Genomic DNA, 23,142 nt, shown 5'->3' on the forward strand with positions numbered 1-23,142 from the left:
GAATATTCTTGAGTACATTGAATGACTCCCTTGCCCGCACCATTGCGCTGGCTCTACTCCCTGGAATGGCGCCGTGGATTTTTCGACTGGGCGCGCAGCGATGGCGTGACCTGGGTCTACATCTTCAAGGTGTTGCTCGCCGCATTCCTCACGCTGTGGCTGGCCATGCGCCTGGAACTGCCGCAACCGCGCACGGCGATGATCACCGTGTTCATCGTCATGCAGCCGCAAAGCGGTCAGGTGTTTGCCAAGAGTTTCTATCGCTTCCTCGGCACATTGGCCGGGTCGGCGATGATGGTCACGCTGATCGCGTTATTCGCGCAAAACACTGAATTGTTTCTCGGCTCATTGGCAATCTGGGTCGGTATCTGTTCGGCCGGCGCCGCGCGTTGCCGTAACTTCCGCGCCTACGGTTTTGTCCTTGCCGGTTACACCGCCGCGATGGTCGGTTTGCCCGCGCTGGCACACCCGGACGGCGCGTTCATGGCCGCCGTATGGCGAGTGCTGGAAATCTCGCTGGGCATCCTTTGCGCGACCGTGATCAGCGCCGCGATCCTGCCGCAAACCGCCAGTGCCGCCATGCGCAACGCCTTGTACCAGCGCTTCGGCGTGTTCGCATTGTTCGTCACCGATGGCCTGCGCGGACGCAGCAAAGCCGAGTCTTTCGAAGCGAGCAACGTGCGCTTTATCGCCGAAGCCGTGGGCCTCGAAGGCTTGCGCAGCGTGACGGTTTTCGAAGACCCGCACATGCGCCGACGCAACGGTCGCCTGAGCCGTTTGAACAGCGAATTCATGGGCATCACCACACGCTTCAACGCCCTCCATCAATTGCTCGAACGCCTGCGCGTCAACGGCGAAGAACACGTGGTCGCGGCGATCAGGCCGGGCCTGCAGGATCTCGCCGAAGTGCTCGATGGCTTCAGCGGCCGCGCCCTCACCAGCCCCGATGCCGCCCGTTTGGCAACTGCGCTGGCGACCTACAAAGAAGGTTTGCCGACACGCGTGCGAACCTTGCGCGCGATCTTTCAAGACACCGATCCGAGCGAAGCCGAACAACTGGATTTCCACACCGCGTACGAACTGCTTTATCGCTTCGTCGACGACCTGCACAGTTATGCACAGACCCACGCGTCACTCGCCGATCACCGTCACGAACGCGAGCGCTGGGATGAACCGTTCACCCCGCAAACCAACTGGTGGGCCGCTGCGGCATCAGGCATACGCGCCTCGTTCATTCTGGTGGTGCTCGGCAGTTATTGGGTCGCCACTGCATGGCCAAGTGGCGCGACGATGACCCTGATCGCCGCCGCCACCGTGGGCCTTTCGGCTGCCACACCCAACCCGAAACGCATGGCTTTCCAGATGGCTTGCGGCACCTTCCTCGGTGCCCTGATCGGCTTCGTCGAGATGTTTTTCATCTTCCCGTGGATCGACGGTTTTCCATTGCTGTGCGTGATGCTCGCGCCAGTGATCGTGCTCGGCTCGTTCCTCACGTCGCGCCCGCAATACGCCGGTGTCGGCCTTGGTTTGCTGATCTTCTTCAGCACCGGTTCGGTGCCGGACAACCTGACGATCTACAACCCCTACACCTTCATCAACGACTACATCGCCATGGTCATGGGCATGCTGGTCTGCGCCGCTGCAGGGGCGATTATTCTGCCGCCGAACAGTCGCTGGCTGTGGAAACGTCTGGAGCAGGATCTGCGCGGCCAAGTGGTTTACGCAATCAGCGGCAAACTAAAAGGCCTGGCCTCGAGTTTCGAGAGCCGCACCCGCGATCTGCTGCATCAGGCCTACGGTCTCGCGGCGGGTGAGCCGAAGGTGCAAAAGAATCTGCTGCGCTGGATGTTCGTGGTGCTCGAAGTCGGCCACGCGATCATCGAGTTGCGCAAGGAACAGGCGATCCTGCCGGTGCACCCGGCCTATGCCGAATCGCAGCCGTGGCGGCAAGCAATTCGCGTGATGGGTCGTGCGTTGGTGCGGCTGTTTCTGCAACCCAACTCCAGCAATCTCGAACGCGCACTGGTCGCGGTGGATCATGCGATCAGTCGAGTCGCCGCGACTGATGAGCCGTTCCCGCCGCATTTCGATACCTCCGCATTGCGCCGGGTGAAGAGCTATCTGCACTTCATCCGCACCTCCTTGCTCGACCCGCAATCACCGCTCGCTGCCTACGCCGTCGCCAAGCCCGAAGGACTTGCCCATGCCTCGTGAAATCGCTTTCCACGGCGTGTACATGCCGACCATGACCCTGATGTTTTTCATCGCTGCGGCACTGGCCTGGGCGGTGGACCGGTTCTTGTCCGGCTTCGATTTGTACCGTTTTTTCTGGCACCCGGCGCTGCTGCGTCTGAGTCTGTTTACCTGTCTGTTCGGCGCCATGGCGCTGACTGTCTACCGTTGAGAACGTCCCCATGAAAAAGTTTTTCAGCCTGCTCGCGACCCTGCTGGTGCTGGCCTTGGCGCTGTGGATCGGCCGCACGTTGTGGGAGCTCTACATGAACACACCGTGGACCCGCGACGGCCGCGTGCGTGCCGACATCATCAACGTCGCCGCCGATGTTACCGGCGAGGTGATCGACGTGCCGGTGCGCGACAACCAACTGGTGAAGAAGGGCGATTTGCTCATGCAGATCGACCCGGAGCACTACCGCATCGCCGTCAAACAAGCGCAGTCGCTGGTCGCTTCGCGCAAGTCGACCTGGGAGATGCGCAAGGTCAACGCCCATCGCCGCGCCGACCTCGACAACCTGGTGATCTCCAAGGAAAACCGCGACGACGCCAGCAACATCGCCGACGCCGCGCTCGCCGATTACCAACACGCCCAGGCGCAACTGGAAGCCGCCGAACTCAACCTCAAACGCACCGAAGTGCGTGCGGCGGTCGACGGTTACGTGACCAACCTCAACGTGCATCGCGGTGATTACGCCCGTATCGGCGAAGCGAAAATGGCCGTGGTCGACATGAACTCGTTCTGGGTTTACGGCTTCTTCGAAGAGACCAAACTGCCCCACGTTCGCGTCGGAGATAAAGCCGACATGCAATTGATGAGCGGCGAAGTGCTCAAGGGCCACGTGGAAAGTATTTCGCGCGGCATCTACGACCGCGACAACCCGGAAAGCCGCGAGCTGATCGCCGATGTGAATCCGACCTTTAACTGGGTGCGGTTGGCCCAGCGGGTGCCGGTGCGGATACACATTGATGAGGTGCCGGAGGGGGTTCTGTTGGCGGCGGGGATTACTTGCACCGTTGTGGTGAATCAAAGCGTTGTGGATAACTGACAGACCGTATCGCTCAATTCGCGAGCAAGCTCGGTATCCCAGGAGAGTGCCAAGTCATCACTCAGCGCAAAACGTCTCCTGCAAATGCCGCCAAATCACTCGCCCGGACTCAGGTTTTTCAAACACCACCGTCGAACGCCGATCCGTATGCAACCCGCTCGCATCCGTCTGCTGCTCGCGGTAACTCACCATCGCACCGCGCTCGTGTAATGCAATCCCGCACAGTTCGCTGAGCTCGATTTTGAACCCGCGCTTCTTACCTCCAGCCATCCGAAACAACCCGCTCAACGCCTCGAAATCCAATACCCGGCCCAACGGCGAAACCATAGAGAATTCAGGCGAAAACCGCGCTAGCAGTCGCTCCAGTTCAGCGTCGTCTCCCTCCACGGCAAACCATCGTTCGATGGCTTCGTGTGCCTGATTCACTTCATCAAAGTATTCGCTGTAGTCGGTCATGTAGATTTTTCCTTGAGGGGAGTTTGAGTCAGCAGCGCGAGCACTACCGTCGAATCGAACCGCAAAACACTGACCATCGGCAGCATCGTCAGCAACGCGGCAGCGAGGAAGCAGTAGCGAAAACCCTCATCACCCAAAGCCCCCAACAAGGAACTGAGCAACGCCGCGCCGAGGCAAAAACCAAGCTGACGATTGATATTCCACAGCGCACTGGAGTGGCCCATTTTTTCTGGCACGATGCCGACGAATGCCAAGGTTTGCGCGGTGACGCTGCACAGGCTGCCGCCGAGGCCCATCAGGCCGTAGGCGATGATCAGCGGCGTGCTGGCGGGTTGTTCGATGCGCATCAGCAAGACGATACCGAGGCATTGCAGGAGCATGCCAGCGCTCAACAGCGGCTTCGGCCCCAGGCGATTGAAACTGCGTTTTCCGAGCATGATCGCCACGCCCGAACCCACTGCCCATGGCAGCATCAACGCCCCGATTTGCGCTGCGCCTAAGCCGAGGTTGTGCAGATACAACACGGCGATCATGTGGGTGCCGGTAAAGACGCCGGGCACGCACAGGTAGATCAGCATCGCCAGACGCAGGGAGGAATTTTTGATCAGTTGCAGATCGAGAATGGCGTTGGGTTTACGCCAGCCGTCACGCAGATAAATGCACAGGGTCAGGACGCTGAGCACGAGGACGAAAAGACCGAGGATGCGGGTGTCTGTTTCGCTCAGCATGCTGACGGCGATCAACAACAAACTCAGCGCAGTCGCCGCCAATAGCAAGCCGCGCGCATCCAGCGTCGGGCGTTCACTCGAAGGCTGATCGGCTTTCAGCCAGAACAGACCCAGGCCAAACGCGAGCAGCGTCACCGGCAAATTCAGGTAGAAAATCCACCGCCACGACAACGCCTGAACAATCAATCCGCCCGCCGCCGGCGACAGTGCCGGCACCATCAGCGCCACCAGCAACACCACGCCGGTGAAATGCGCGCGCTGCGATGGAGGAAACTGTCGATACGCCAACGCCTGACCGACCGGCAGCAACAACCCGCCACCGAGCCCTTGCAGCAAGCGCCAGCCAATCAAGCTTTCGATCGATGCCGCTTGCGCCACCAGCACCGAGCCAATCCCGAACAACAGCAGCGAGGCGAGAATCAGCCGTCGCTCGCCGACCCGTGCCGCCAGCCACACGCTCAGCGGAATGATCAGCGTCAGCCCGAGCATGTAGGCGTTGGTGATCCACGCCAGTTGCGTCACCGAGGCATGCAATTGTTGGGCGATGTCGGGGTAGGCGATGCTGGCGACGAACATGTTCAGCAAGTCGAGGGCGAACCCCAACAGATACACCAGCGCGACTTTCGAGCGATAAGCCATGGCAGCTTCCCTGTGATGAGACGTGCAGGGTAGGGCGCTTCTGGTGATAGGAAAACGCTGGTTTGGCTGCTAGTTTGTCAAAATTATTTTGACAAGGAGCGCCGTGGCCATGGTCAGTCTGGATCGATTCGACACCTTCAAAGCCGTGGTCGAGGCCGGCTCGTTGACCGCTGCCGCTGACACATTGGGCCAGACTCGCGCGGTGGTGAGTTTCAATCTCAAGCGGCTGGAAGAGGAATTGGGCGTGACCTTGCTCACGCGCAACACCCGGCAACTGGCGCTGACCGATGCGGGCGAGCGTTTTTATCGACGCTGTTTGCGCACGCTGGATGAAGCGCGACTGGCCATTGAGGAAGCGCGCTCGGAGCATTCACAGCTCAAGGGCACGTTGCGGATTACCACGACGGTGGAGTTCGCGCTGGCGCAAGTGGTGCCGGCGCTGGAGGTATTTCGTCAACAGCAACCGCAGTTGAATATTCACCTGTCGACGTCTTCGACGCATGCCGATCTGATCTCTGAACGGTTTGATTTGGCGATCCGTTTGGGGCGCATGCATGACTCCAATCTGCGAGCGGTGCAGTTGTCGACATTCGAGGTGTTCGCGGTGGCAGCGCCGGGATTGGTCGAGCGCTTTGCGCCGGTTGATACGCTGGCGGTGCTGGAGTCGATGCCGACATTGGGGCACGGGCGGGTGCCGGAGATGACGGTGACTGATCCGCACGGTGCTGAACATTTCTACCAGCCGAAACCGGGAACCACTGCGATTGTTGCGGACAACTCGGCGACGCTCAGGGCCTTTGCGTTGACCGGGCAGGGTGTGGCGATTTTGCCGCAATGGTTAATTCAGGAGGATCTGGATGCACAGCGGTTGGTGCGTTTGCTTCCCGACCACCGCTTTGCCCAGCAAGGGGTCTACGCGCTGTACCCGGACACCCGGCATTTGCCGCTGAAGGTGCGGGCGTTTATTGATTTCATGAAAGGGTGGGGCTGAGGAACTGCAGTGCCTGGTCTGGCCTCTTCGCGGGCAAGCCTTGCTCCTACATTGGGTTTGCGGCGCACACAAAACCGTAGGAGCAAGGCTTGCCCGCGATGGCGTCAACTTGGTCTCAGAGCTGCCTCTGCAACCCGAACCGCCTCATCAACACCGACTCCAGCAACCCCTTCGGCAACAACGCCGCCAACAGCGGCAACGCCCGGCTGCCGTTACCAATGCGGATCAAGCGCGGCGGGTTGCTCTGCTGCACAGCCTTGAGCAAATCAGCGGCAAACTCAGCAGCCGGCGTCGGCTTGTCCTGCGAAGCCTTGGCCCGCGCGAGAATGCCTTCACGCAACGGAAACCACGGCGATTGTTCATTGATCAACTGCTCGGCCTCATGCCCGGCATTCTTGGCGAAGCTCGACTGAATCGCCCCCGGCTGCACTTCCATCACACGAATGCCGAACGGCGCCAGTTCCATGCGCAAGGCATCGGTCAATGCGTGCACCGCCGCTTTCGAGGCGCAGTAAGCACCGGCAAACGGCGTGACCAAAACCCCTGACACGCTGCCGATATTCACCACCAGTCCCTTGCCCCGCCGCAGCACCGGAAACAACGCGCGGGTAACGCCGACTATGGAAAACACATTGGTTTCGAACTGCCGCTGCATCGCCGGCACACCGCCGTCGAGCAACGGCCCCATCGCGCCATAACCGGCGTTGTTGATCAGCACGTCGAGGCCGCCATGCTCCTGACTGATTCGCTCGCCGAGTTGCGCCAGCGCCGCGCCGTCGTTGACATCCAGCTGCACGGCGGTAAAACCGGCCGCATTCAATGCAGCGACATCGTCAGCCTTGCGCGCACTGGCCCAGACCTCATAGCCCGCGGTTTTAAACGCATCGGCAAGCGCGCGGCCGATGCCGCTGGAACAACCGGTAATCAACGCAACGGGCATGGCGCATTCCTTGTGCAAAAAAGTTGGGAAGGGGGATCAGTCGGAGAAACTACCCTGCAAATGCTCGGCGCGGAACTCCAGAGTTTGCGGGCGATAACCGGGACGCAGTGGCGGCAATGGCAAACAGTCTTCCCACGTCGAACCGGCCTGCAATTCGCCGGGGCCACGGTAGCGCGGTGCGGTGTATTGGTTGTCGGCCAGATTGACCGTGTCGCCCGGCGCGTAGGCTGCGATGCGCCAGCGCAGTTCGGTCAGCGGCACACTGTTGCCGTTGTTCATCTTCAGTTGCAGCGGGCGATCGGCCGGGCATTGCTCCGGCGCGTAGCTGATGCGCAACTCGAGGCGCGCCAGTTGCTTGATCTCGCGGTTGTCTAGCCACACCACCCACATCGCTACCAGACCGAGGCCGATAGCGGCTGCCACTGACACCGGCAAGGCTTTGGCCGGATAGCGCAGCAACAGGATCAGCCAGGTGATGACCAGCAAAATGCCGATGAACATGTGTACAACCTCTAGGAGAGAGAGGGTCATCCTACCTAAGCGTAGGTGAGGTTGGCGATGGGAAGGGCAAAGTCAAAAGATCGCAGCCTGCGGCAGCTCCTACAGTTGGAACGCATTTGCCCTGTAGGAGCTGCCGCAGGCTGCGATCTTTCGCTTCTAAAAAAAAGCCCCCGCCCAACCCGCTGCGGATAGGGAACGCAACGGGCTGGACGAGGGCTTCTTGTTTTGCCGATCAGTTACTGCGCGATGGTTTTCACCGACACGCCGCGTTCGATCGGGGTGGAGCGGCCGTAAATGTCTTCGAAGCGTTCGATGTCGTCTTCGCCCAAGTACGAGCCCGACTGGACTTCGATGATTTCCAGCGGGATCTTGCCCGGGTTGCGCAGGCGATGCACCGAGGCGATCGGGATGTAGGTCGACTGGTTTTCGCAGAGCAGGAACACGTTTTCATCGCAGGTCACTTCGGCGGTGCCGCTGACCACGATCCAGTGTTCGGCGCGGTGGTGGTGCATCTGCAGCGACAGGCATGCACCCGGTTTCACCGAAATGTGCTTGACCTGGAAACGCCCGCCCATGTCCACCGAGTCATACGAACCCCACGGACGATAAACCTCGCAATGGTTCTGGGTTTCGCTGCGGCCCTGCTCGTTGAGCGTGTTGACCATTTGCTTGACGCCCTGAACCTTGTCTTTGTGGGCAATCATCATGGCGTCTTTGGTTTCGACCACGACGATGTTTTCCAGACCGATCACCGACACCAGTTTGCCGTTGCCGTGGATCATGCAGTTCTTGCTGTCCTGGATGACCACGTCGCCTTTGGTGACGTTGCCGTTGGCGTCTTTCTCGTTGACTTCCCACAGCGACGACCAGCAACCGACATCGCTCCAGCCAGCGGTCAGCGGCACCACGCAGGCGCGCTGGGTTTTTTCCATCACGGAGTAGTCGATGGAGTTGTCCGGGCAGCAGGCGAAGGTAGCTTCGTCCAGCGTCACGGTGTCGGCATCCTGCTCGCTGCGCTCAAGGGTCAGCAGGCAGGTGTCGTAGATGTCCGGATCGTGCTTTTTCAGCTCTTCGAGGAAGCGGCTGGCGCGGAACAGGAACATGCCGCTGTTCCAGTAGTAACCGCCGGACTGCACGTACTCGGTAGCGCGTTTGACGTCAGGTTTTTCGACGAAGTGCGAGACGCGGCTGACGCCTTCGGGCAGCAGCGAATCTGCAGTGGATTTGATGTAGCCGTAACCGGTTTCCGGTTTGGTCGCGGGTACGCCGAACAGCACCATTTCGCCGTTTTCAGCGGCGACGGTGGCGAGGGCGAGGGCGCGTTGCAGGGCTTTCTGGTCTTCGAGGACGTGGTCAGCCGGCAGCACCAGCATCAGTTCGTCGCGACCTTCATTGACCAGCATCATCGCGGTCAACGCCACGGCCGGCGCGGTGTTGCGGCCGAACGGTTCCATCAGGATGCGCTGGCATTCCAGATTACGATTGCTCAACTGCTCGTTGACGATGAAGCGGTGATCCTTGTTGCAGACCACGATCGGAGTGTCCATGCCTTCGAACACCAAGCGTTCGAGGGTCTGCTGGAACAATGTGTGTTCGCCGGTCAGGGCGAGGAATTGCTTAGGGAACTGCTTACGCGAAAGCGGCCAAAGACGTGAACCGCTACCACCTGACAAGATCACCGGAATCATATTGTTTACTCCATAAAATCGATTGGTTAGAGGCACGAACGCTGTGTCGTTTCACTCTTGTTTTTGTTTCGTACCGAGAGGCCGCCGCATTCCCTTGTAGGAGCTGCCGAAGGCTGCGATCTGTTGATCTTGATCTTCATAAACAGAGTCAAAAGATCGCAGCGTGCCGCAGCTCCTACAGGGATCAGCGTCTTCTCGGGAAATTTGTTAGCGAGTCGACACCGGGCGTTTTACCCAGACTGGCGACAGGCTGCTGCCGCTGCCGGTGACGTACAGCACCGCCGCTTCACCGCGCTCAAGGGCGACCGGTTTTACGTCGCCGACTTTCTTGTCACCTTCGTACAGCGCCAGGCTGACTTTCACCGGGTTGATTTCACGTTCGCCACGGCCTTTGGCGGCGACGTTCGGCACCACGTCGGTCTTGCCGTCGGCGGTCTTCAGGGTCAGCGGTTTGTCGCTGAGGTTCTGCACGCGCACCAGGGATTTCTGCTTGTTCTTGAACGGCGGCTCTTCAATCAGTTGCGGCGCGCCGGAAGCGTTGTTGACCAGGGTGTAGTAGTGGTCACCGGCGAGTTTCACCGGCAGGGTCTGGCTGCCGACTTTGGCGCTGTAATCACCTCCCGGCATGAAGCTGAAGTCGCTGCTGGCCAGTGGCGCAACGTCGCTCAGGTTGGTGCTGCCGACGGTGGCGCTGACTTCAGCGTTGCTGGCGTTATAGACGCGCACGAAGGACGAGCCTTTCGGTGCAGTCGGGCCATAAAGTGCGGCGTCACCACCGGCGAAAGCTTGAACCGACAGCACGCTCAGACCTGCAACCAGTGCAATGCGTTTTGCGAGACGACGAGGAGTAGTAGTGAAAGTCATGGTGTACCTCTCTTTCAGTTTTGCGCCCGATCGGGCGTCTCGGATTTAGTGTTGATTGCTACGTTTTGTTGGCGCGCGCCGGCTTGTTTAAGCTCTGCGACCCACTGCGGGTCGGCGTCGCCGATTTCGTTGTTCACAGGCAGATATCGTTCAGGAAACTCCCAGATCAGCACCTGTGGCGGGCTGTTCTTGAAGTCATCGCTTTTCAGGTAGCTGAGCATTGGCAGGATCGGGCCGTGGCCGTCTTCGGCGTAGCTCACCACGTCGCTGTGCAGCGCTTGTTTCAGCGCACCGACGAAGTTCCAGTTGGGGTTGGCGCTGTAGCTGGTGCCGACCAGTGCCACCGGCACTTCATTGCTGGCGAACAGCGCGTCGTCACCGGCAGGCTGATCGCCAGCCGCGACGGTGTTGCGCTTTTGCAGCGGCTCTTGTGCCGGCATCAGGTTTTCAAACAGCGGATCGAGCGGCAGGAACAAGCGCAGATCGCCCTTGTGCGTGACCTTTTCCGCTGGCGTGGTAACGAAGCGCTGCGGCTCGCCGCTGAGCGGGAACTTGTCGGCGATGGTTTTCGCCAAAGTGTTTGCTGCAACCTCGGCGCCCTCAGGCGTCCAGTGCGTATCGGTGCGCAGGAACACTTGCTGACCGCTTTGCTTGGCCTGTTGGAACGGCTTGAGCAAGTCAGGGGCGAGGATCTTGTCGGCGGCTACACGAGCATGGAAATCCTGATAGAGATTTTCGTGAATGCTCGCCGGTTTCACTTCACCCAGATGCTCCGGGTACAGACGAACCTTGGCCGGCACGATCGCCATCACCAGTTTCACGCCTTTCGCTTTCAGGGTCTGGCGCACGCCTTCGACCAGCGCGTAGTTGCCTTGCAGGTTCAGCTCTTCGTTGACGATCGGGTTGAATTCTTCATCGCTGTACAACCACTGATCGCGGCCGAGCACCACGCCCGGACGACCTTCGTTGAACAGTTTGAAATCCAGCGCGGCCCAGAGGTTAGTGCCCAGACGCTTGATCGGGAACTCATCGTCGTAGTGGGTTTCCACAGCCTTGGTCCAGCGGCCGTTGAGCACCGTCGCATCGGCATTGGTGCTGAAGCCGAAGAAGCTGCGAACCGACCACAGACCCAAGACCAACAGGGTCACCAGGAACAGGGCGATGTAGAAGATGCGTAATGAGCGGGTCATGTCAGATCCCTCAGAACTGGAAGTAAAGGAACGGCGAGAAGCTTTGCGCCGAGAGTTTGAGAATCGAGGCGATGAACAGCAGCAGGATCAAGCCGCGCATCACGTAGCGCGACCAGTCCGCGCTCCAGTAGGCCGGTTGCACCTGGGCTTCGACGCCGACGGTGTAGCCAGGCTCATGGATGCTCGCCGGGTTTTCGCCAGGGGCTGCCTTGATCATTCCCGGAGTCGCCGTCGCTGGGCCGTTGGCCTCGACGTTGACTTCAGGTTTGCTCTTGGCCGGCGGCTGGTTGGTGTAGAGATCACGCAGGCCGAAGAACGCCAGCGTCACGTACGCCACAACCAGAGTCGCCACTTGCAGACCGGTGAGGCTGGCCTGATTGAGTTCCGACAGCGACCAGTCGCCAAAGCTGAACATCGCGCCGTACATGCGCCCGGCAACGTGCAGGTTCTCGGCGCGGAAGATCACCCAGCCCATGACCACGAGCAGGAAGGTCAGCGCCCAGCGGATCGGGTTGAGGCTGCGTGGCGAAGTGTTCAGGCCCAGCGCTTTTTCAATCGCCAGCCACATGCCGTGCCAGGCGCCCCAGACGATGTAGGTGATGTTCGCGCCGTGCCACAGACCACCGAGGAGCATGGTCAGGAACAGGTTGCGATAGGTCATCAGCGTGCCTTTACGGTTACCGCCGAGGGTGATGTACAGGTAGTCACGCAGCCAGGTCGACAGGCTGATGTGCCAGCGACGCCAGAACTCGGTGATCGACTGGCTGATGTACGGCTGTTTGAAGTTTTCCATGAAGCGGAAACCCATCATCAAGCCCAGACCAATCGCCATGTCGCTGTAACCGGAGAAGTCGAAATACAGCTGCGCGGTGTAGGCGAGTGCGCCAAGCCACGCGTCACCGGTGGTCGGGTTTTGCAGGGCGAAGCAATGGTCAGCGACCACCGCGAGGGTGTCGGCGATGAAGACCTTCTTGATGAAACCCTGCATGAACCGCGTGCAGCCCTCGGAGAATTTATCGAGGGTGTGCGTGCGGTTGTTGAACTGGTCGGCGAGGTCGCGGAAACGCAACACCGGGCCGGCAATCAAGTGCGGGAAGATAGCCACGAACGCCGCGAAGTCGATCAGGTTGCGCGTGGCCGGGGTGTCGCCGCGATACACGTCGATGATGTAGCTGATCGATTCGAAGATGTAGAACGAAATCCCGATCGGCAGCAGCACGTGGGTGAGGATGAACGGCGACAGACCGACCGACGTCATCATCGCGTTGATGCTGTCGACGCCGAAGTTGGCGTACTTGAAGTAGCCGAGGATGCACAAATCGACTGCGACACCGAGCAACAGCCAGCGCTGCGCCGGTTTGGTTCTGACACCGGCGGCACCGACTTTGAGGCCGATCCAGTAGTTCCACAATGTGACGGCGGCGAACAGCGCGAGGAAGTCCACACGCCACCAGGCATAGAACACGTAGCTGGCGATCAGCAGCAGCAAATTGCGATAGCGTTGCCCGCTCAAGTAGTACAAGCCGAGAAAGATCGGCAAGAACAGAAACAGGAACACGTTGGATGAAAATACCATCCCGATCTCTCCATGTTTGAACCAACAGTCAAGGGCCAAAGCCCCCCCAAACCCCCCGTGGTAGTGGAGGGGTGACACAGTGCTTGCTTGAGGTCGGAGCTGGCCGTCAGACCGCGCCCCTCACCCCCCGCCCTCTCCCGGAGGGAGAGGGAGCCTGATCTCCATGGTTTTCAGAAATGGAGATCGACTCGGTATTTCCTTACAGCCTGATCTCGGTTGTTTTTCAACACCTGAGATCGATTCGATGTATCAGGTCGGCGGATTTCTCAAAAACACCTCGGTCAGTCCCCTCTCCCTCCGGGAGAGGGTTAGGGTGAGGGGCTTTTGCTTTTCGCCTTTCAAGAGCCCTTGTTGCCCTTTTCATGGGACGGGTCGTAGACCTTGGTCAGGTCGCCACCGAGGCGGAAGGTCTTGAACGGCTGCATGCCGCGCTTCTTCTCGATGACATCCGGCGCACAGGTGTAGAGGGTGCAGAACGGTTCGAGCCAGGCGAATTTCATGTCCTCTTTCAGGTCGGTCATGTCCTGCTCTTTGCCGTTCTTCTTCTCGAATTCATCCGGATCTTTCACCCCGGACAACACCCGATCACCCAGACGCTTCAGCGCACCGTTGTTTTCCTGACGCAAATCGACCCCGTTGACCTGAGCGAAACTGGCGATCATTGCCAGCGGCGGCAGGGCGTAGTTGTGATAGGCGAGGGCGCGTTGCTGGCGCTTGAGTTCGTTCGGCAGGTAACCGTCGGCATCGACCTGATTGGCGCCGACCTTGTATTCCTTCACCGCCCAGTCAAACAGGTCGCGGCGGTTGGTCGCGACCGACGTCGCCATCACCGACCATGCGGCCCAGTAGGAATGGTTGTTGGTTTTTTCCAGCGGCAGGTTGTCCCAATCGCTGACCACCTGATCGGCCATTTTGCTGAACCACGCCTCGATCACCTGCGCTTCCTGCTGATGTTGCGCCAGCGGATGCGAGTCGGAGAACTTCAGGCGAATGTACGAAGAGGCCATGCTGCCCAACGCCCATTTGCGCATCGACTTGCCGGTGTGGTTGAAGTCTTTCGACATCAACGCGTCGGCCTTGGCCCACGCGGTCAGCCAGTTCAGCGTGCAGTCGAGCTGTTCCGGACGACCGTCGCGCATGAACTGCATCACCCGTTTGGCAGTGCCGCGTTCCAGCGTGGTGATGTCTTTGGTGGTGTCGCGGAAAGCTTTTTCCGACTGCACGTTCAGCGTCGAACGCGCCTTGTCCGAGCCTTCGTATTTGCTGCGAAATTGCAGCGGCCCGGTGTACGGCGTCGGCATGGCATCGCAGCCTTCGCTGTTGTCGCCGGTCTTGAATTTATCCACAGGCGCGAAATAGCCCTGCGGTGGACGCAGTGGCGCGGCGGCCTGAGTCGCCCCGGCGAACATCGCCAGGCTCAGCAGCGTCGGTGCCAACAGATTTTTGAGTTTCGGATTTCGCATAGCAGACCTCATTGCCCGACCTGAGCGGTTTGTTGCCCAGCGCCCGGGAATACGTTGCGTTTGCAGATTTTCGCTTCGACTTTTTGCGGCGCGGTGCCCGCTTCCGGGCCTTGAACTTCGACCGCCAGCAGGTTCTGCGTGGCCCAGTCTTCGTCCGTGCGCAACTCAAAGGCGAAACGACCGTCGGTGTCGGAGGTTTCCGGTTTCTCGATCTTGATGTCCTCGTGGCGACCGTTCATGTACCAGAGGGTGGCTTGCAGGGTTTTCACCGAAGGATCGGCGAAGCGGATGTCGACCTGATGGCTGCTGTTCTGCAGGTTCAGGTTCTTGCTGTTGACCAGCAGTTCTTGTTTGCCGCCCGGCTTGAGCGTGGTGCTCGCGGACATCTGCGCGTCTTTGCCTTCGCAGCCATTGTCGAGCAGGGACATCATCTGGCGATAGATGGTCTCCTGGTCGAGGCGATACAGCGGCGAGAATTCCCAGATGAGGATTTTCGGCGGGGTCTTCTGGAATTCGTCGCTGCCGAGGTACTGCAGCATCGAACCTTCCAGACCACCGCCGGGGAACGCGACGTTGAGAATGTCGGCGCCGATGGCTTCTTCGAGGAAGCCGGCGAAGTTGTAGTTCTTGCCGCTGTGCGACGTACCGACGAGGGTGATTTGCGGGTTGCCGGAATCACCGAACAGATCGCCGTCGCCAGCCTCGCCCTTAGGCTCGGTGGTGAATTGATCCATGTACTGGATCGCGTAACTGGTGCCGCACAGTTGCCCGGCCATGTTGTGCAGGGTGCCGGTCTTGCCCATGCGCCCGGAGCGTTTGGTTTCGAATTCACGCTTGGGCACGTCGGCGAAGGCCGGGATCTGCTTGACCTTCTCGGCGACGATTTTCGCCGTGCGCTGTGCACCGTATGGCGTCCAGTGTTGGTCGCCGCGGAAGTAGAAATCGTGGGCGGGCAGGGTGTCTGGCAGCGATTCGTTGGTCAGCGGCGACAGGTCTGGCACGACGTAACCCATCTTGGCGAAACGGCCGAGCATCGTCTTGTAGTTGCCCAGCGCTTTCTCGTAATCGAACGCGGCTTTTTCCTGCGGGTTGAGCTTGTTGCGGTTCACCAGGCCACGGGTTGGCTGGTAAACAATCACCAGCTCGACGCCTTTGGCCTTGAACGCATCGTGCAGCTGTTGCAGGCGTTTGTAGCCGGCCGGGGTGGTGTTGAACTCGGTGCGCAAATCTTCCTGAGTGCGGAACAGCCAGTCGCCTTGCGCCTGCACCAGCGTGGTGAAGTTCTGCTGATAACGCGTGGTGTAGTTTTTCGCGTCATGCGCCGCCGGGCACAGGTTGCAGCACGGTTCGGCGCTGAACTTTGGCGGCGTGGCGGCGGCGCCTTCATCGGCGCGGGCGCCGTTGCTGGCCGCGAGAATGCCCACGGTCAGGGCCGACAGGCTGAGTAATTTGATCAAGTGTGGGTGCATAAAATTATCCTCAGTCCTGCATTTCGGTCTGGCGTTCGACAGGGTCGATCAGCACGGCTTTCTGCTGGCGCACCAGCAGGTCGAGAATTTCATCCTGGCGCTCGCCGAGGATGCCGTTGAAGCTGATGCCGCTGGATTTGGTCGGCGCCAGCATCGACACGCGATACAGCTCGACACTCAAAGGCGAATCGATCGACAGCGGGCCGCTACCATTGGCCGCCAGCTCACCGCCAACCACGATCAGCGACACCTGCGCATCGAACGGGTCGAGCTTGATGTCACGGTCGGTGTCGCTCAGATCCTTGATGTGGCCGTAAACGCCGGTCAGGCCGTTGGCCATGGCGACATTTTCGTAGAGGCGAATGTTCACGCTGTTACGAATGCGGATGCCGTGGCGCTTGTTGCTGATGACCTTGTTGCCCCACAGCAGGTTGTCGGCGGACTCGTAGAGCGTGATGCCGTCGGTGTGGTTCTTGTAGATCTCGTTGTAGGCAATGATGTTGTTGACGCTGTTACGGTCGATCACCAGGCCCGAAAGATGGTTGTCGAAGCTCTTGTTGTTAAAGATGAAGCTGTCGTTGACCTCACGGGAAATAATGATCCCGTGCTTCTTCTTCGTGCCGTGCACAGTGTTCTCGGCAATGATCAGGCCGTGGGAACGGTCGTGCGGGTCGATGCCGTAAACGATGTTGTCTTTGTAGGTGTTGCCCTTGACCACGAAGTCGCGGGTCTCGTAGCAGTAGAAGCCGTACCACATGTCGGAGAACTCGGAGCCGACGATCCAGCCAGTCGGTTCAGGACGCTTGAGCACCTTGGCCATGTTCGGCGTGTACTGGGAAATACTCACGCCGTACGACTTACTGTTGGCGTAGCCGAAGCTGGCCATCTTGCTGTTGACGATGTAAGTCTCGGTGCCACCCCAGGCGAGCAGGAACGGACGGAATTCCTTCGGCGAACGGAAGGTTGCCGGGCCGTTGTCCTTCTCGCGCCAGCCAGTGATTTTGGTATCACGCACGAACAACTGACCGTCGTTGACCAGGAACGAACCGGCCTCTTGCGACAGGCGCAGTTCCTGAGTCTGGCCGTCGATTTCGAGGATGCCTTTGCGGCCGACAACAATCGGCAGCTTCGACAGATACACGCCCGGCGAGGTCTCGCTGAAGTACTGCTTGGGCAGTTTCTGCGCCAGATCCTTGAGGTTGATGTAGCCGTCGTCGACGAAGATCGCCTGCGGGATGCCGTGCTGACGCACCACCCATTCGGCCATCTTGTTGTCGCCGCCGATGAAGTCCTTCAGGGCGTCTTCCTGCATCATCCGGCGCACGCTGATCTTGCCCGGTTTGCTGCGGACGATTTTCGCCGCAGCGGCTTCGGCGGTGAAGCCGGACAGGTCGGGCAGTTTTGGCGCGGCCAGATTCAGCGCGTCGGTCGGCGCGCTGCTGACGGTGTAGGTCTTGGCCTGTTGCAGTTCTTTGGCCACGGTTGCCGGCTTGGCCGGTTGTTGCGCCGTCGGCTCCACATTGGCGAAGGCGCCGGCGCTGGCCAGCAGCATCGCGCCGGCCAGCAGGCTGAGTGAGCCTATCCTGGTGCTGATCATGTCGGGCACTCCCTTGGCGGTTTGCATCAGAAGCGCCAGATCACGTCGATGAACGCGCGGTGCATGTACGAATCAACCTGCTTGCCGTAGGCATCGCCCGGTTTGAACACACCGCCACGGAAACGCACGAGGGCCGAAGGCTCGTCGATCGACTGGCTCAACGCCGCCGGCAACAGGCCTTGCTTGAAGTACTTGGTGACGACCAGATCCATCTCCTGACCGAGATCCTTGTTGCCGTCTTCAAGCGGCAGCGAGGTGCTGGAAAGAATGGCGCCGGTGGCGTCGTCGGTGTTGTTTTCCACGGCGTTGATGCCGTTGCTGCCGACCGGCTTGTTGCCGTCGACACGCCAGAACTTGTGGTAGATCAGGCTGGCGTCGTACTCGTCGTTAACCATCCACGAACCGAACAGCGTGGCGGTCTGCATGTTGTTCATTTCGCCACGGAAGGCTTCGCCGAAACGGTGAACCCGCGAACGCGTACCGGTGTAGTTGGAGCGGTTGCTCTCCAGACCATTCTGTTCGTAATCGGCGCTGGCGCGGGCATACGCACCGCCGACTTGCCATTGCGGATCAAGGCGCAGGCGCACACCGATGTCGGTGGCCCAGCCGTTGACGTCATCGCTGCGCTTGGCTTGTGCCGGGCGCGTGCCATCGGCGTTCAGCGCGTTAACCGTGTCGCGGTCGCCGCTCATGCCGGTGATGCTGCCCCAGTAGTTGACGGTGTTGGTGTTGCGCCAGTTGTAGGCGTCGCTGTCGGCGGTCAGGCCGATCCAACTGATGTCGCCGTTCTCGGTTTTATCCAGCGAATCACGCGGGACACCCGGCTCGGCGTAATCGAGTTTGCCGTCGTCGTGGGTATGGTGACCACGAATGCCGACCCACTGGCCCGGCGTCCACTGGTAAGCGGCATCGGCGTAGGCGTGCAGGCGATCTTTGTCTTTCGGCGCCAGCTCTTTCAAGTCGGTGCGGTATTCGCTGAAGCGTTCGGCGACACCGGCGTTGGCGCGCAACAGGGTGGTGTCGAAGGTCCAGTTCAGCGCTTCGATGTTGGTGTCGCGCCATTGGCCGTCGTCATTGCGCAGGCGCTGGCGACCGAACTTGAGCATCTCGCCCGGGTACGGCGTGAGGCCGCTGTAGCCAACCCAGAACTCGCGCATCGCCAGGTAGTTTTTCTTGGTTTTGCGATCGCCGTTGTCGGTGGCTTGTTCACCGTCGGATTGTTGCAGGGTGTCGGTTTCGATGATGTCGGTCGAGGTCACGGCCTGGCCCATGGCGTAGGCGCTCCACGCGCCGCTTTCGCCGTAGATCCACGGACGCAGGTCGAGGCCGACGCCGTTGACGTCGCCGCCGCTGGCGGTGCCGAGATCACGGTCGTCTTCGGACTGGCCGGTGACTTTCACTTCGAGGCCGAAGTTTTTGGTTTCAGTCATCGCGGCCAGTGTCGGGCAAGACCAGATCAGCGCGAAAGTGAGGCCAATGCCGGCCTTCACGAATGGATTCAACTTCATAATTTTTCCTCGCCGTCTTCTTCTTGCAGGGCGTGCAGTTGCAGCGTGTTCTGGTTCAGAGCGCCACGGCTGGCTTGCTCCTGTTGCAGCAGACGTTGGGCTTCGGCCAGACGCTCGGGCGGCAATTGCGCGGCGAGGGTGGTCGCCAGCTCATCGGCTTTCGGGGTGTTTTGCGCCTTGGCCAGTTGGCTGAAGACGTAGGCGTTGAGCGGATCGGGCTTGGTGCCCTTGCCTTGGGAGAACAGTTGCGCGATGGCGAAGTCGGCGCTGTTTTGGCCGTTGCGCGCAGCGGTCAGCAAGTGGTCGAGCGCCTTCTGCGGATAGACCTTGCCGAGGTAGCCACGGCGATAGATCTGGCCGAGGTAGTAGTCGGCGGCGACTTCACGGCCAACGGCTTTCTGGAAATGTTCTTCGGCGACTTTGGCGTCGGCCGGGACCATTTTGCCTTCGTAGTAGAGCTTGCCCAGCAACAGCTCAGCGCGCGGCTGGTCGGCGGCGCGGCCGTTGTCGAGGTACTTCATCATCTGGTCGACGTCGCCCAGTTCCGGGTAGTCGTACAGCAGTTGCGCGAGGGTCACCCACGACGCCGGGTAGCCAGGAGCGATCGGCTCAAGCAGGGACTGCGCGGTTTTTTCGTCGGGCTTGCCGAGGGTCGAATCGGCCAATACACGGGCCACGGAATCGACGCGCTGGGCGGTGACGGTGCCACGGCTGTAGCCGGCCTGCATCTGCTTGATCAGCTCGGCTTGCTGTTCTGGCTGGGCACGTTTCTGATAGACCGTGGCCAGTTCGACGTAGCAGATGTCGGTGGTATTGAGCGCGGCTTTGCAGATTTTTTCCACGTCATCCAGGTGCTGGTCGTAGGTGCCTTGGGTGCGATACAGCAGCACCTGCGCCAGACCTGCTTCCGGATAACCGGATTTGCGCCATTGATCGATCTGCTGCTGCGCGTTGATGTTCGGGAAACTGTGCGGGTATTGCAGGTAGAGCATCGCCAGCGGGATCAACGTGTTGCCTTCGCCATTGGCGGCGGCTTTTTTCAGCAGGGTTTCGGCTTCTTGGTGCTCGGCTTCGGTGGAACCCGGTTTGGCCACCAGCAAGCGGCCCAGACGCGCCTGAGCACGCGGCGAAACACTGGCGGCGGCGCGGTAAGTCGCTTCGGCCTGTTTCATCTGCTCAGGGTCGCGGCTGTCGACCTGGATATCAGCGAGGCCGACTTGCGCTTCGCTGTAACCCAGATCAGCCAGTTGCTGATAATTCTGCGCAGCGGTGGCAGTGTCGCCACGCTTGAGCGCTTCGTTGGCCAGACGCTGATCGGGCAGGCCGGCGCAACCGGCCAGACTCACCGCCAGCGCCAAGGCACACACCGTGCCCATGTAGGAGTGAGCCTGCTCGCGATTCAGGCGGCGCGGTACATCAGACACACCGCGCTGATCCAATCGCCGGCAGGCCAGCTCCCACAGGGATCGCGGTGTTTTCAGGATGGGTGGAGTAGTCACAGGCATGTCCTCGACTTAAAGACCGGCAGCCATGGCTTTGTCGATCAGCCAGTTCAGGTTCGGGCCACGGTCGCTGTTGACTTCCACAGGGCGGCCGGCGAGGTTGCTGTCGAGCGGCTCGTCTGGCTGGATCTGTACGCGGATGTCAGAGGACAGGTCGGCGCTTTTCAGGCTGGTGCTGCTGACGATCTTGCCGGTGCGGGTCTTGTCTTCGCCGGCGATCTGGAAGCTCACCGGAGTGCCCGGACGCACGTCGCCGAACTGGCGATAGGAGAAGCGCGCATCAACGGTGGCCTGAGTGTTGCGCGGCACCAGTTGGAAGATCACGTCGCCCTTGCTCGCGTATTGACCGTCAGCCACCAGTTGCTGGGCCACGGTGCAATCGCAGGGCGAAGTCAGGGTGCCGGTCATTTGTTTGCCGAACAGTTCTTCAACCTTGGCCGGGGACAGTTGATCTTCTTCCAGATGGCCCTTGAGCACGTCGAGCATGCTGGTGCTGAAGGTCGCCAGTGGCGCGCCTTTGGCGGCAACGCCGTCGGACTTGATCAGGCTCTGCACGGTGCCGTCGCGCGGCATGGTGATGTTCATCCCCGGCACGCTGACCAGACCGGCCTGCGCGTGGCTGACGAAGTACATGCCGTACACCGATTTGAAAATGAAGCCCGCCGCGACCAGACCGACGACAAACACACCGGCGCTGAAGGTCACTGCTTTCAGTCGACCGAACGGGGTCATGCCGGAGCCGCCGTCCTTCACTTTGCGCGCCTTGGTGAAGTTGTCGCGCTGCAGCGTTGCCAGCACTTCACCCATGCTGACGATGTCGCCGGCCAGGTGCGAAGTGATCAAGTGGCGCAGGGTGGAAATGTCCTGCGGCTCGAGGTTCTGAAACTGGCAACCGACGCGGCCGGTCTGGCGGTCGTAAGAACGGATCTGCAGTTCCACGTCCATCGCCAGCCCGAGGTTGTCGATGACGAATTGCAGACGCGCCTTGTGCACGTCGCCAGCCTTGAGCGGCAACTGCCCGGCGTTGAACGCCAGACCACCGGCCGACAGGTCGATGACCCGCGCTTCAACCGGTGTCCGGTCGGGGCCGAAAAAGCGCAGTTTGGCCGGGATTTTCACGCGGGCGTGTTGGCGCTGGGCTTCGGATTCATGCACTACGTTGGCGTTGACGGCGGTATTCATAGGGGCGATTTCCTTGTTAATTCAATAGGGGCGGGTCAGACCATCATCAGCAGCACGGCGACAAAAATGCTGCCGGCGGAGAAGGTCATGGTCCGAGACGACCAGGTGTTGAACCAACGTTGAAAGCTGGCGAGATCACGGGTCAGGGATGTGGGTTGGCGTGTCCAGGATTGTTGGTCGAGGCGGAAGAACACGTAGATCTTCACCAGCGCACCGACGATCTGGTTGTAATAAAGAATCGCGGGATAAGCCGGGCCGATGCGGTGACCGGAGCACGACAGCAGCAGGGTCAGAATCAGGCGGGTGATGCCGATCCACAGCAGGTAAACGAGGATGAACGCGGTGCCGTATTTGAAGCTGGCAATGATCGCCACGGTCAGGCCGAGCAGTGACGTCCACATCGATACGCGTTGATCGAACAGCACCACCGAGGTGAAGGCGCCGAGGCGTTTCACACCCAGGCCCAGTGCTCGCGAGTTCTGGCGCAGGTTGTTGCCGTACCAGCGGAACATCAGTTTGCGGCTGGCCTTGATGAAGCTCTTTTCCGGCGGGTGTTCAACGGTGTTGATCGCCGCGTCAGGCACGTAGAAGGTGTCGTAGCCAAGGCGCATCAGGCTGAACCAGCTCGACTTGTCGTCGCCGGTCAAAAACTTGAAACGGCCCAGACGCCAGTGTTGCAGCGAGTCGCTTTCAACGTCGGCGATGAATTCCGGATTGGTCACCACAGACGCTTTGAATACCGACATACGCCCGGTCATGGTCAGCACGCGTTTGGACAGGGCCATCGAGCACATGTTGATGTGGCGCTGGGCGAAACGCAGCTTGTGCCATTCGCTCATGATGTAGCCGCCGCGCACTTCGCAGAATTCGTTGGTGGTCAGGCCGCCGACGTTGCCGAACAGCTGGAACCACGGCACGGTCTTGCGCACGGTGCCTTCGCCGAGCACGGTGTCGCCATCGATCACGGCGACCACGGCTCGGTCGTCCGGCAGGTGACGGGAGATCGCGCGGAAACCGTAGGCCAGGCCATCACGTTTACCGGTGCCGGGAATGCGCACGAAGTCGAGCTTGACGCGCTCTGGCGGATTCATCCGCGCCCACAGCGCCTTGACCAGCAGCTCATCGGACATTTCCACGATCGAGCAAACCACGGTGGTCGGCAGTTCGCAGTCGATGGCTTCGCGGATCACCGAGCTGTAGACCTGCGCTGTGGTCAGCGCGTCGATACGGAAACTGGTGACCATCAGAAACACATGCGACGGATCCGCCGCTTTACCCAGCTTGCGCACTTTGCGGCGCAGGTGCGGGTAAACGATGTAGAGAAAAATCATGCCGCGCACAAAGTGCGTTGCACCCATCGAATAGCGCCAGATACCCACGGCGCCAATCAGGAAAATGAAGTCCTTCGACTCGGAGTCGAACGTGGACGTGGGCAGCATCAAGGCCAAGCCCATCAGCAAACTTAGGTAAAACAGCCAACCGGCGGCCTGAAGTAGGCCGTGTTTTAGCCTGTGCATAATCTGCATCCGTCTCTATCTCGGGCCGGGCCCGATGGGGTTAAGGCAGG

Annotated in this window: 19 protein-coding genes; 4 read left to right on the plus strand and 15 right to left on the minus strand. The window is 60.2% G+C overall.

All coding sequences use genetic code 11. The features are described from left to right. Window positions 1-21: 21 nt before the first annotated feature. The 3 genes from GVL50_RS06755 to GVL50_RS06765 are packed head-to-tail and all read left to right on the plus strand — an operon-like array spanning window position 22 to window position 3,281. A complete protein-coding gene (locus GVL50_RS06755; RefSeq protein WP_159812205.1) occupies window positions 22-2,214 on the plus strand; it encodes an FUSC family protein in 2,193 nt (730 codons plus the stop codon). Further along, entirely contained in the window at window positions 2,204-2,404 is a 201-nt protein-coding gene (locus tag GVL50_RS06760) for a DUF1656 domain-containing protein (protein ID WP_007914106.1), read from the plus strand. The genes GVL50_RS06755 and GVL50_RS06760 overlap by 11 nt, the downstream gene beginning before the upstream one ends. A gap of 10 nt (window positions 2,405-2,414) precedes the next feature. Beyond that, complete coding sequence (locus tag GVL50_RS06765) at window positions 2,415-3,281, plus strand: HlyD family secretion protein (protein ID WP_159812206.1); 867 nt, start codon at window positions 2,415-2,417, stop codon at window positions 3,279-3,281. Between the two features lie 57 nt (window positions 3,282-3,338). On the opposite strand, the gene GVL50_RS06770 is transcribed toward GVL50_RS06765, so the two are convergent. Then, entirely contained in the window at window positions 3,339-3,737 is a 399-nt protein-coding gene (locus tag GVL50_RS06770; RefSeq protein ID WP_159812207.1) for a DUF4440 domain-containing protein, read from the minus strand. Beyond that, the gene (locus GVL50_RS06775) at window positions 3,734-5,104 is read right to left on the minus strand and encodes an MFS transporter (protein WP_159812208.1); all 1,371 of its coding nucleotides are present in this window, start codon (window positions 5,102-5,104) and stop codon (window positions 3,734-3,736) included. The genes GVL50_RS06770 and GVL50_RS06775 overlap by 4 nt, the downstream gene beginning before the upstream one ends. Window positions 5,105-5,213: 109 nt before the next feature. On the opposite strand from GVL50_RS06775, the gene GVL50_RS06780 reads away from it, so the two are divergent. Next, window positions 5,214-6,095, plus strand: coding sequence for a LysR family transcriptional regulator (locus tag GVL50_RS06780; protein ID WP_159812209.1), 882 nt, complete (start codon window positions 5,214-5,216; stop codon window positions 6,093-6,095). A gap of 115 nt (window positions 6,096-6,210) precedes the next feature. On the opposite strand, the gene GVL50_RS06785 is transcribed toward GVL50_RS06780, so the two are convergent. The 13 genes from GVL50_RS06785 to alg8 all read right to left on the minus strand — a co-directional run bounded on the left by GVL50_RS06785 (window position 6,211) and on the right by alg8 (window position 23,092). Continuing rightward, window positions 6,211-7,035 carry an SDR family oxidoreductase gene (locus GVL50_RS06785; RefSeq protein ID WP_159812210.1) on the minus strand — a complete coding sequence of 275 codons (825 nt, stop codon included), beginning with the start codon at window positions 7,033-7,035 and terminating at the stop codon, window positions 6,211-6,213. A gap of 36 nt (window positions 7,036-7,071) precedes the next feature. Continuing rightward, window positions 7,072-7,536 carry a hypothetical protein gene (locus GVL50_RS06790; RefSeq protein WP_053117285.1) on the minus strand — a complete coding sequence of 155 codons (465 nt, stop codon included), beginning with the start codon at window positions 7,534-7,536 and terminating at the stop codon, window positions 7,072-7,074. A gap of 236 nt (window positions 7,537-7,772) precedes the next feature. Then, a complete protein-coding gene (locus GVL50_RS06795; protein WP_159812211.1) occupies window positions 7,773-9,224 on the minus strand; it encodes a mannose-1-phosphate guanylyltransferase/mannose-6-phosphate isomerase in 1,452 nt (483 codons plus the stop codon). A 207-nt stretch (window positions 9,225-9,431) separates the two neighbouring features. Continuing rightward, window positions 9,432-10,088, minus strand: coding sequence for an alginate O-acetyltransferase AlgF (locus GVL50_RS06800; protein ID WP_105705573.1), 657 nt, complete (start codon window positions 10,086-10,088; stop codon window positions 9,432-9,434). A gap of 14 nt (window positions 10,089-10,102) precedes the next feature. Then, the gene (locus tag GVL50_RS06805; protein ID WP_159812212.1) at window positions 10,103-11,278 is read right to left on the minus strand and encodes an alginate O-acetyltransferase; all 1,176 of its coding nucleotides are present in this window, start codon (window positions 11,276-11,278) and stop codon (window positions 10,103-10,105) included. A 10-nt stretch (window positions 11,279-11,288) separates the two neighbouring features. Next, window positions 11,289-12,854 carry an MBOAT family protein gene (locus GVL50_RS06810; RefSeq protein ID WP_053117293.1) on the minus strand — a complete coding sequence of 522 codons (1,566 nt, stop codon included), beginning with the start codon at window positions 12,852-12,854 and terminating at the stop codon, window positions 11,289-11,291. A gap of 338 nt (window positions 12,855-13,192) precedes the next feature. Further along, on the minus strand, window positions 13,193-14,317 hold the full coding sequence (locus GVL50_RS06815) for a mannuronate-specific alginate lyase (protein WP_053117295.1): 1,125 nt from the start codon (window positions 14,315-14,317) through the stop codon (window positions 13,193-13,195). Window positions 14,318-14,325: 8 nt separating this feature from the next. Beyond that, the gene (locus GVL50_RS06820; protein ID WP_053117297.1) at window positions 14,326-15,786 is read right to left on the minus strand and encodes an alginate O-acetyltransferase; all 1,461 of its coding nucleotides are present in this window, start codon (window positions 15,784-15,786) and stop codon (window positions 14,326-14,328) included. Window positions 15,787-15,796: 10 nt separating this feature from the next. Then, window positions 15,797-17,383 carry a mannuronan 5-epimerase AlgG gene (gene algG, locus GVL50_RS06825; protein ID WP_159812213.1) on the minus strand — a complete coding sequence of 529 codons (1,587 nt, stop codon included), beginning with the start codon at window positions 17,381-17,383 and terminating at the stop codon, window positions 15,797-15,799. A gap of 26 nt (window positions 17,384-17,409) precedes the next feature. After that, window positions 17,410-18,891, minus strand: coding sequence for an alginate export family protein (locus tag GVL50_RS06830; protein WP_159812214.1), 1,482 nt, complete (start codon window positions 18,889-18,891; stop codon window positions 17,410-17,412). Next, window positions 18,888-20,396 carry an alginate biosynthesis TPR repeat lipoprotein AlgK gene (algK, locus tag GVL50_RS06835; protein WP_306109860.1) on the minus strand — a complete coding sequence of 503 codons (1,509 nt, stop codon included), beginning with the start codon at window positions 20,394-20,396 and terminating at the stop codon, window positions 18,888-18,890. Before algK ends, GVL50_RS06830 begins: the two co-directional genes overlap by 4 nt. A 9-nt stretch (window positions 20,397-20,405) precedes the next feature. Next, window positions 20,406-21,575, minus strand: coding sequence for an alginate biosynthesis protein Alg44 (locus GVL50_RS06840; protein ID WP_053117301.1), 1,170 nt, complete (start codon window positions 21,573-21,575; stop codon window positions 20,406-20,408). Between the two features lie 35 nt (window positions 21,576-21,610). Next, window positions 21,611-23,092, minus strand: a complete 1,482-nt coding sequence (gene alg8, locus GVL50_RS06845; RefSeq protein WP_371262356.1) for a mannuronan synthase — start codon at window positions 23,090-23,092, stop codon at window positions 21,611-21,613. Window positions 23,093-23,142 lie beyond the last annotated feature (50 nt).

The sequence above is a fragment of the Pseudomonas sp. 18058 genome, assembly GCF_902706155.1.
Classification (GTDB): domain Bacteria; phylum Pseudomonadota; class Gammaproteobacteria; order Pseudomonadales; family Pseudomonadaceae; genus Aquipseudomonas; species Aquipseudomonas rustica.

Bases quoted from the DNA above. Each gene is read 5' to 3' on its own strand.
- GVL50_RS06755 (WP_159812205.1), top strand. From the start codon at position 22: ATGACTCCCTTGCCCGCACCATTGCGCTGGCTCTACTCCCTGGAATGG.
- GVL50_RS06760 (WP_007914106.1), top strand. From the start codon at position 2,204: ATGCCTCGTGAAATCGCTTTCCACGGCGTGTACATGCCGACCATGACC.
- GVL50_RS06765 (WP_159812206.1), top strand. From the start codon at position 2,415: ATGAAAAAGTTTTTCAGCCTGCTCGCGACCCTGCTGGTGCTGGCCTTG.
- GVL50_RS06770 (WP_159812207.1), bottom strand. From the start codon at position 3,737: ATGACCGACTACAGCGAATACTTTGATGAAGTGAATCAGGCACACGAA.
- GVL50_RS06775 (WP_159812208.1), bottom strand. From the start codon at position 5,104: ATGGCTTATCGCTCGAAAGTCGCGCTGGTGTATCTGTTGGGGTTCGCC.
- GVL50_RS06780 (WP_159812209.1), top strand. From the start codon at position 5,214: ATGGTCAGTCTGGATCGATTCGACACCTTCAAAGCCGTGGTCGAGGCC.
- GVL50_RS06785 (WP_159812210.1), bottom strand. From the start codon at position 7,035: ATGCCCGTTGCGTTGATTACCGGTTGTTCCAGCGGCATCGGCCGCGCG.
- GVL50_RS06790 (WP_053117285.1), bottom strand. From the start codon at position 7,536: ATGTTCATCGGCATTTTGCTGGTCATCACCTGGCTGATCCTGTTGCTG.
- GVL50_RS06795 (WP_159812211.1), bottom strand. From the start codon at position 9,224: ATGATTCCGGTGATCTTGTCAGGTGGTAGCGGTTCACGTCTTTGGCCG.
- GVL50_RS06800 (WP_105705573.1), bottom strand. From the start codon at position 10,088: ATGACTTTCACTACTACTCCTCGTCGTCTCGCAAAACGCATTGCACTG.
- GVL50_RS06805 (WP_159812212.1), bottom strand. From the start codon at position 11,278: ATGACCCGCTCATTACGCATCTTCTACATCGCCCTGTTCCTGGTGACC.
- GVL50_RS06810 (WP_053117293.1), bottom strand. From the start codon at position 12,854: ATGGTATTTTCATCCAACGTGTTCCTGTTTCTGTTCTTGCCGATCTTT.
- GVL50_RS06815 (WP_053117295.1), bottom strand. From the start codon at position 14,317: ATGCGAAATCCGAAACTCAAAAATCTGTTGGCACCGACGCTGCTGAGC.
- GVL50_RS06820 (WP_053117297.1), bottom strand. From the start codon at position 15,786: ATGCACCCACACTTGATCAAATTACTCAGCCTGTCGGCCCTGACCGTG.
- algG (WP_159812213.1), bottom strand. From the start codon at position 17,383: ATGATCAGCACCAGGATAGGCTCACTCAGCCTGCTGGCCGGCGCGATG.
- GVL50_RS06830 (WP_159812214.1), bottom strand. From the start codon at position 18,891: ATGAAGTTGAATCCATTCGTGAAGGCCGGCATTGGCCTCACTTTCGCG.
- algK (WP_306109860.1), bottom strand. From the start codon at position 20,396: ATGCCTGTGACTACTCCACCCATCCTGAAAACACCGCGATCCCTGTGG.
- GVL50_RS06840 (WP_053117301.1), bottom strand. From the start codon at position 21,575: ATGAATACCGCCGTCAACGCCAACGTAGTGCATGAATCCGAAGCCCAG.
- alg8 (WP_371262356.1), bottom strand. From the start codon at position 23,092: ATGCACAGGCTAAAACACGGCCTACTTCAGGCCGCCGGTTGGCTGTTT.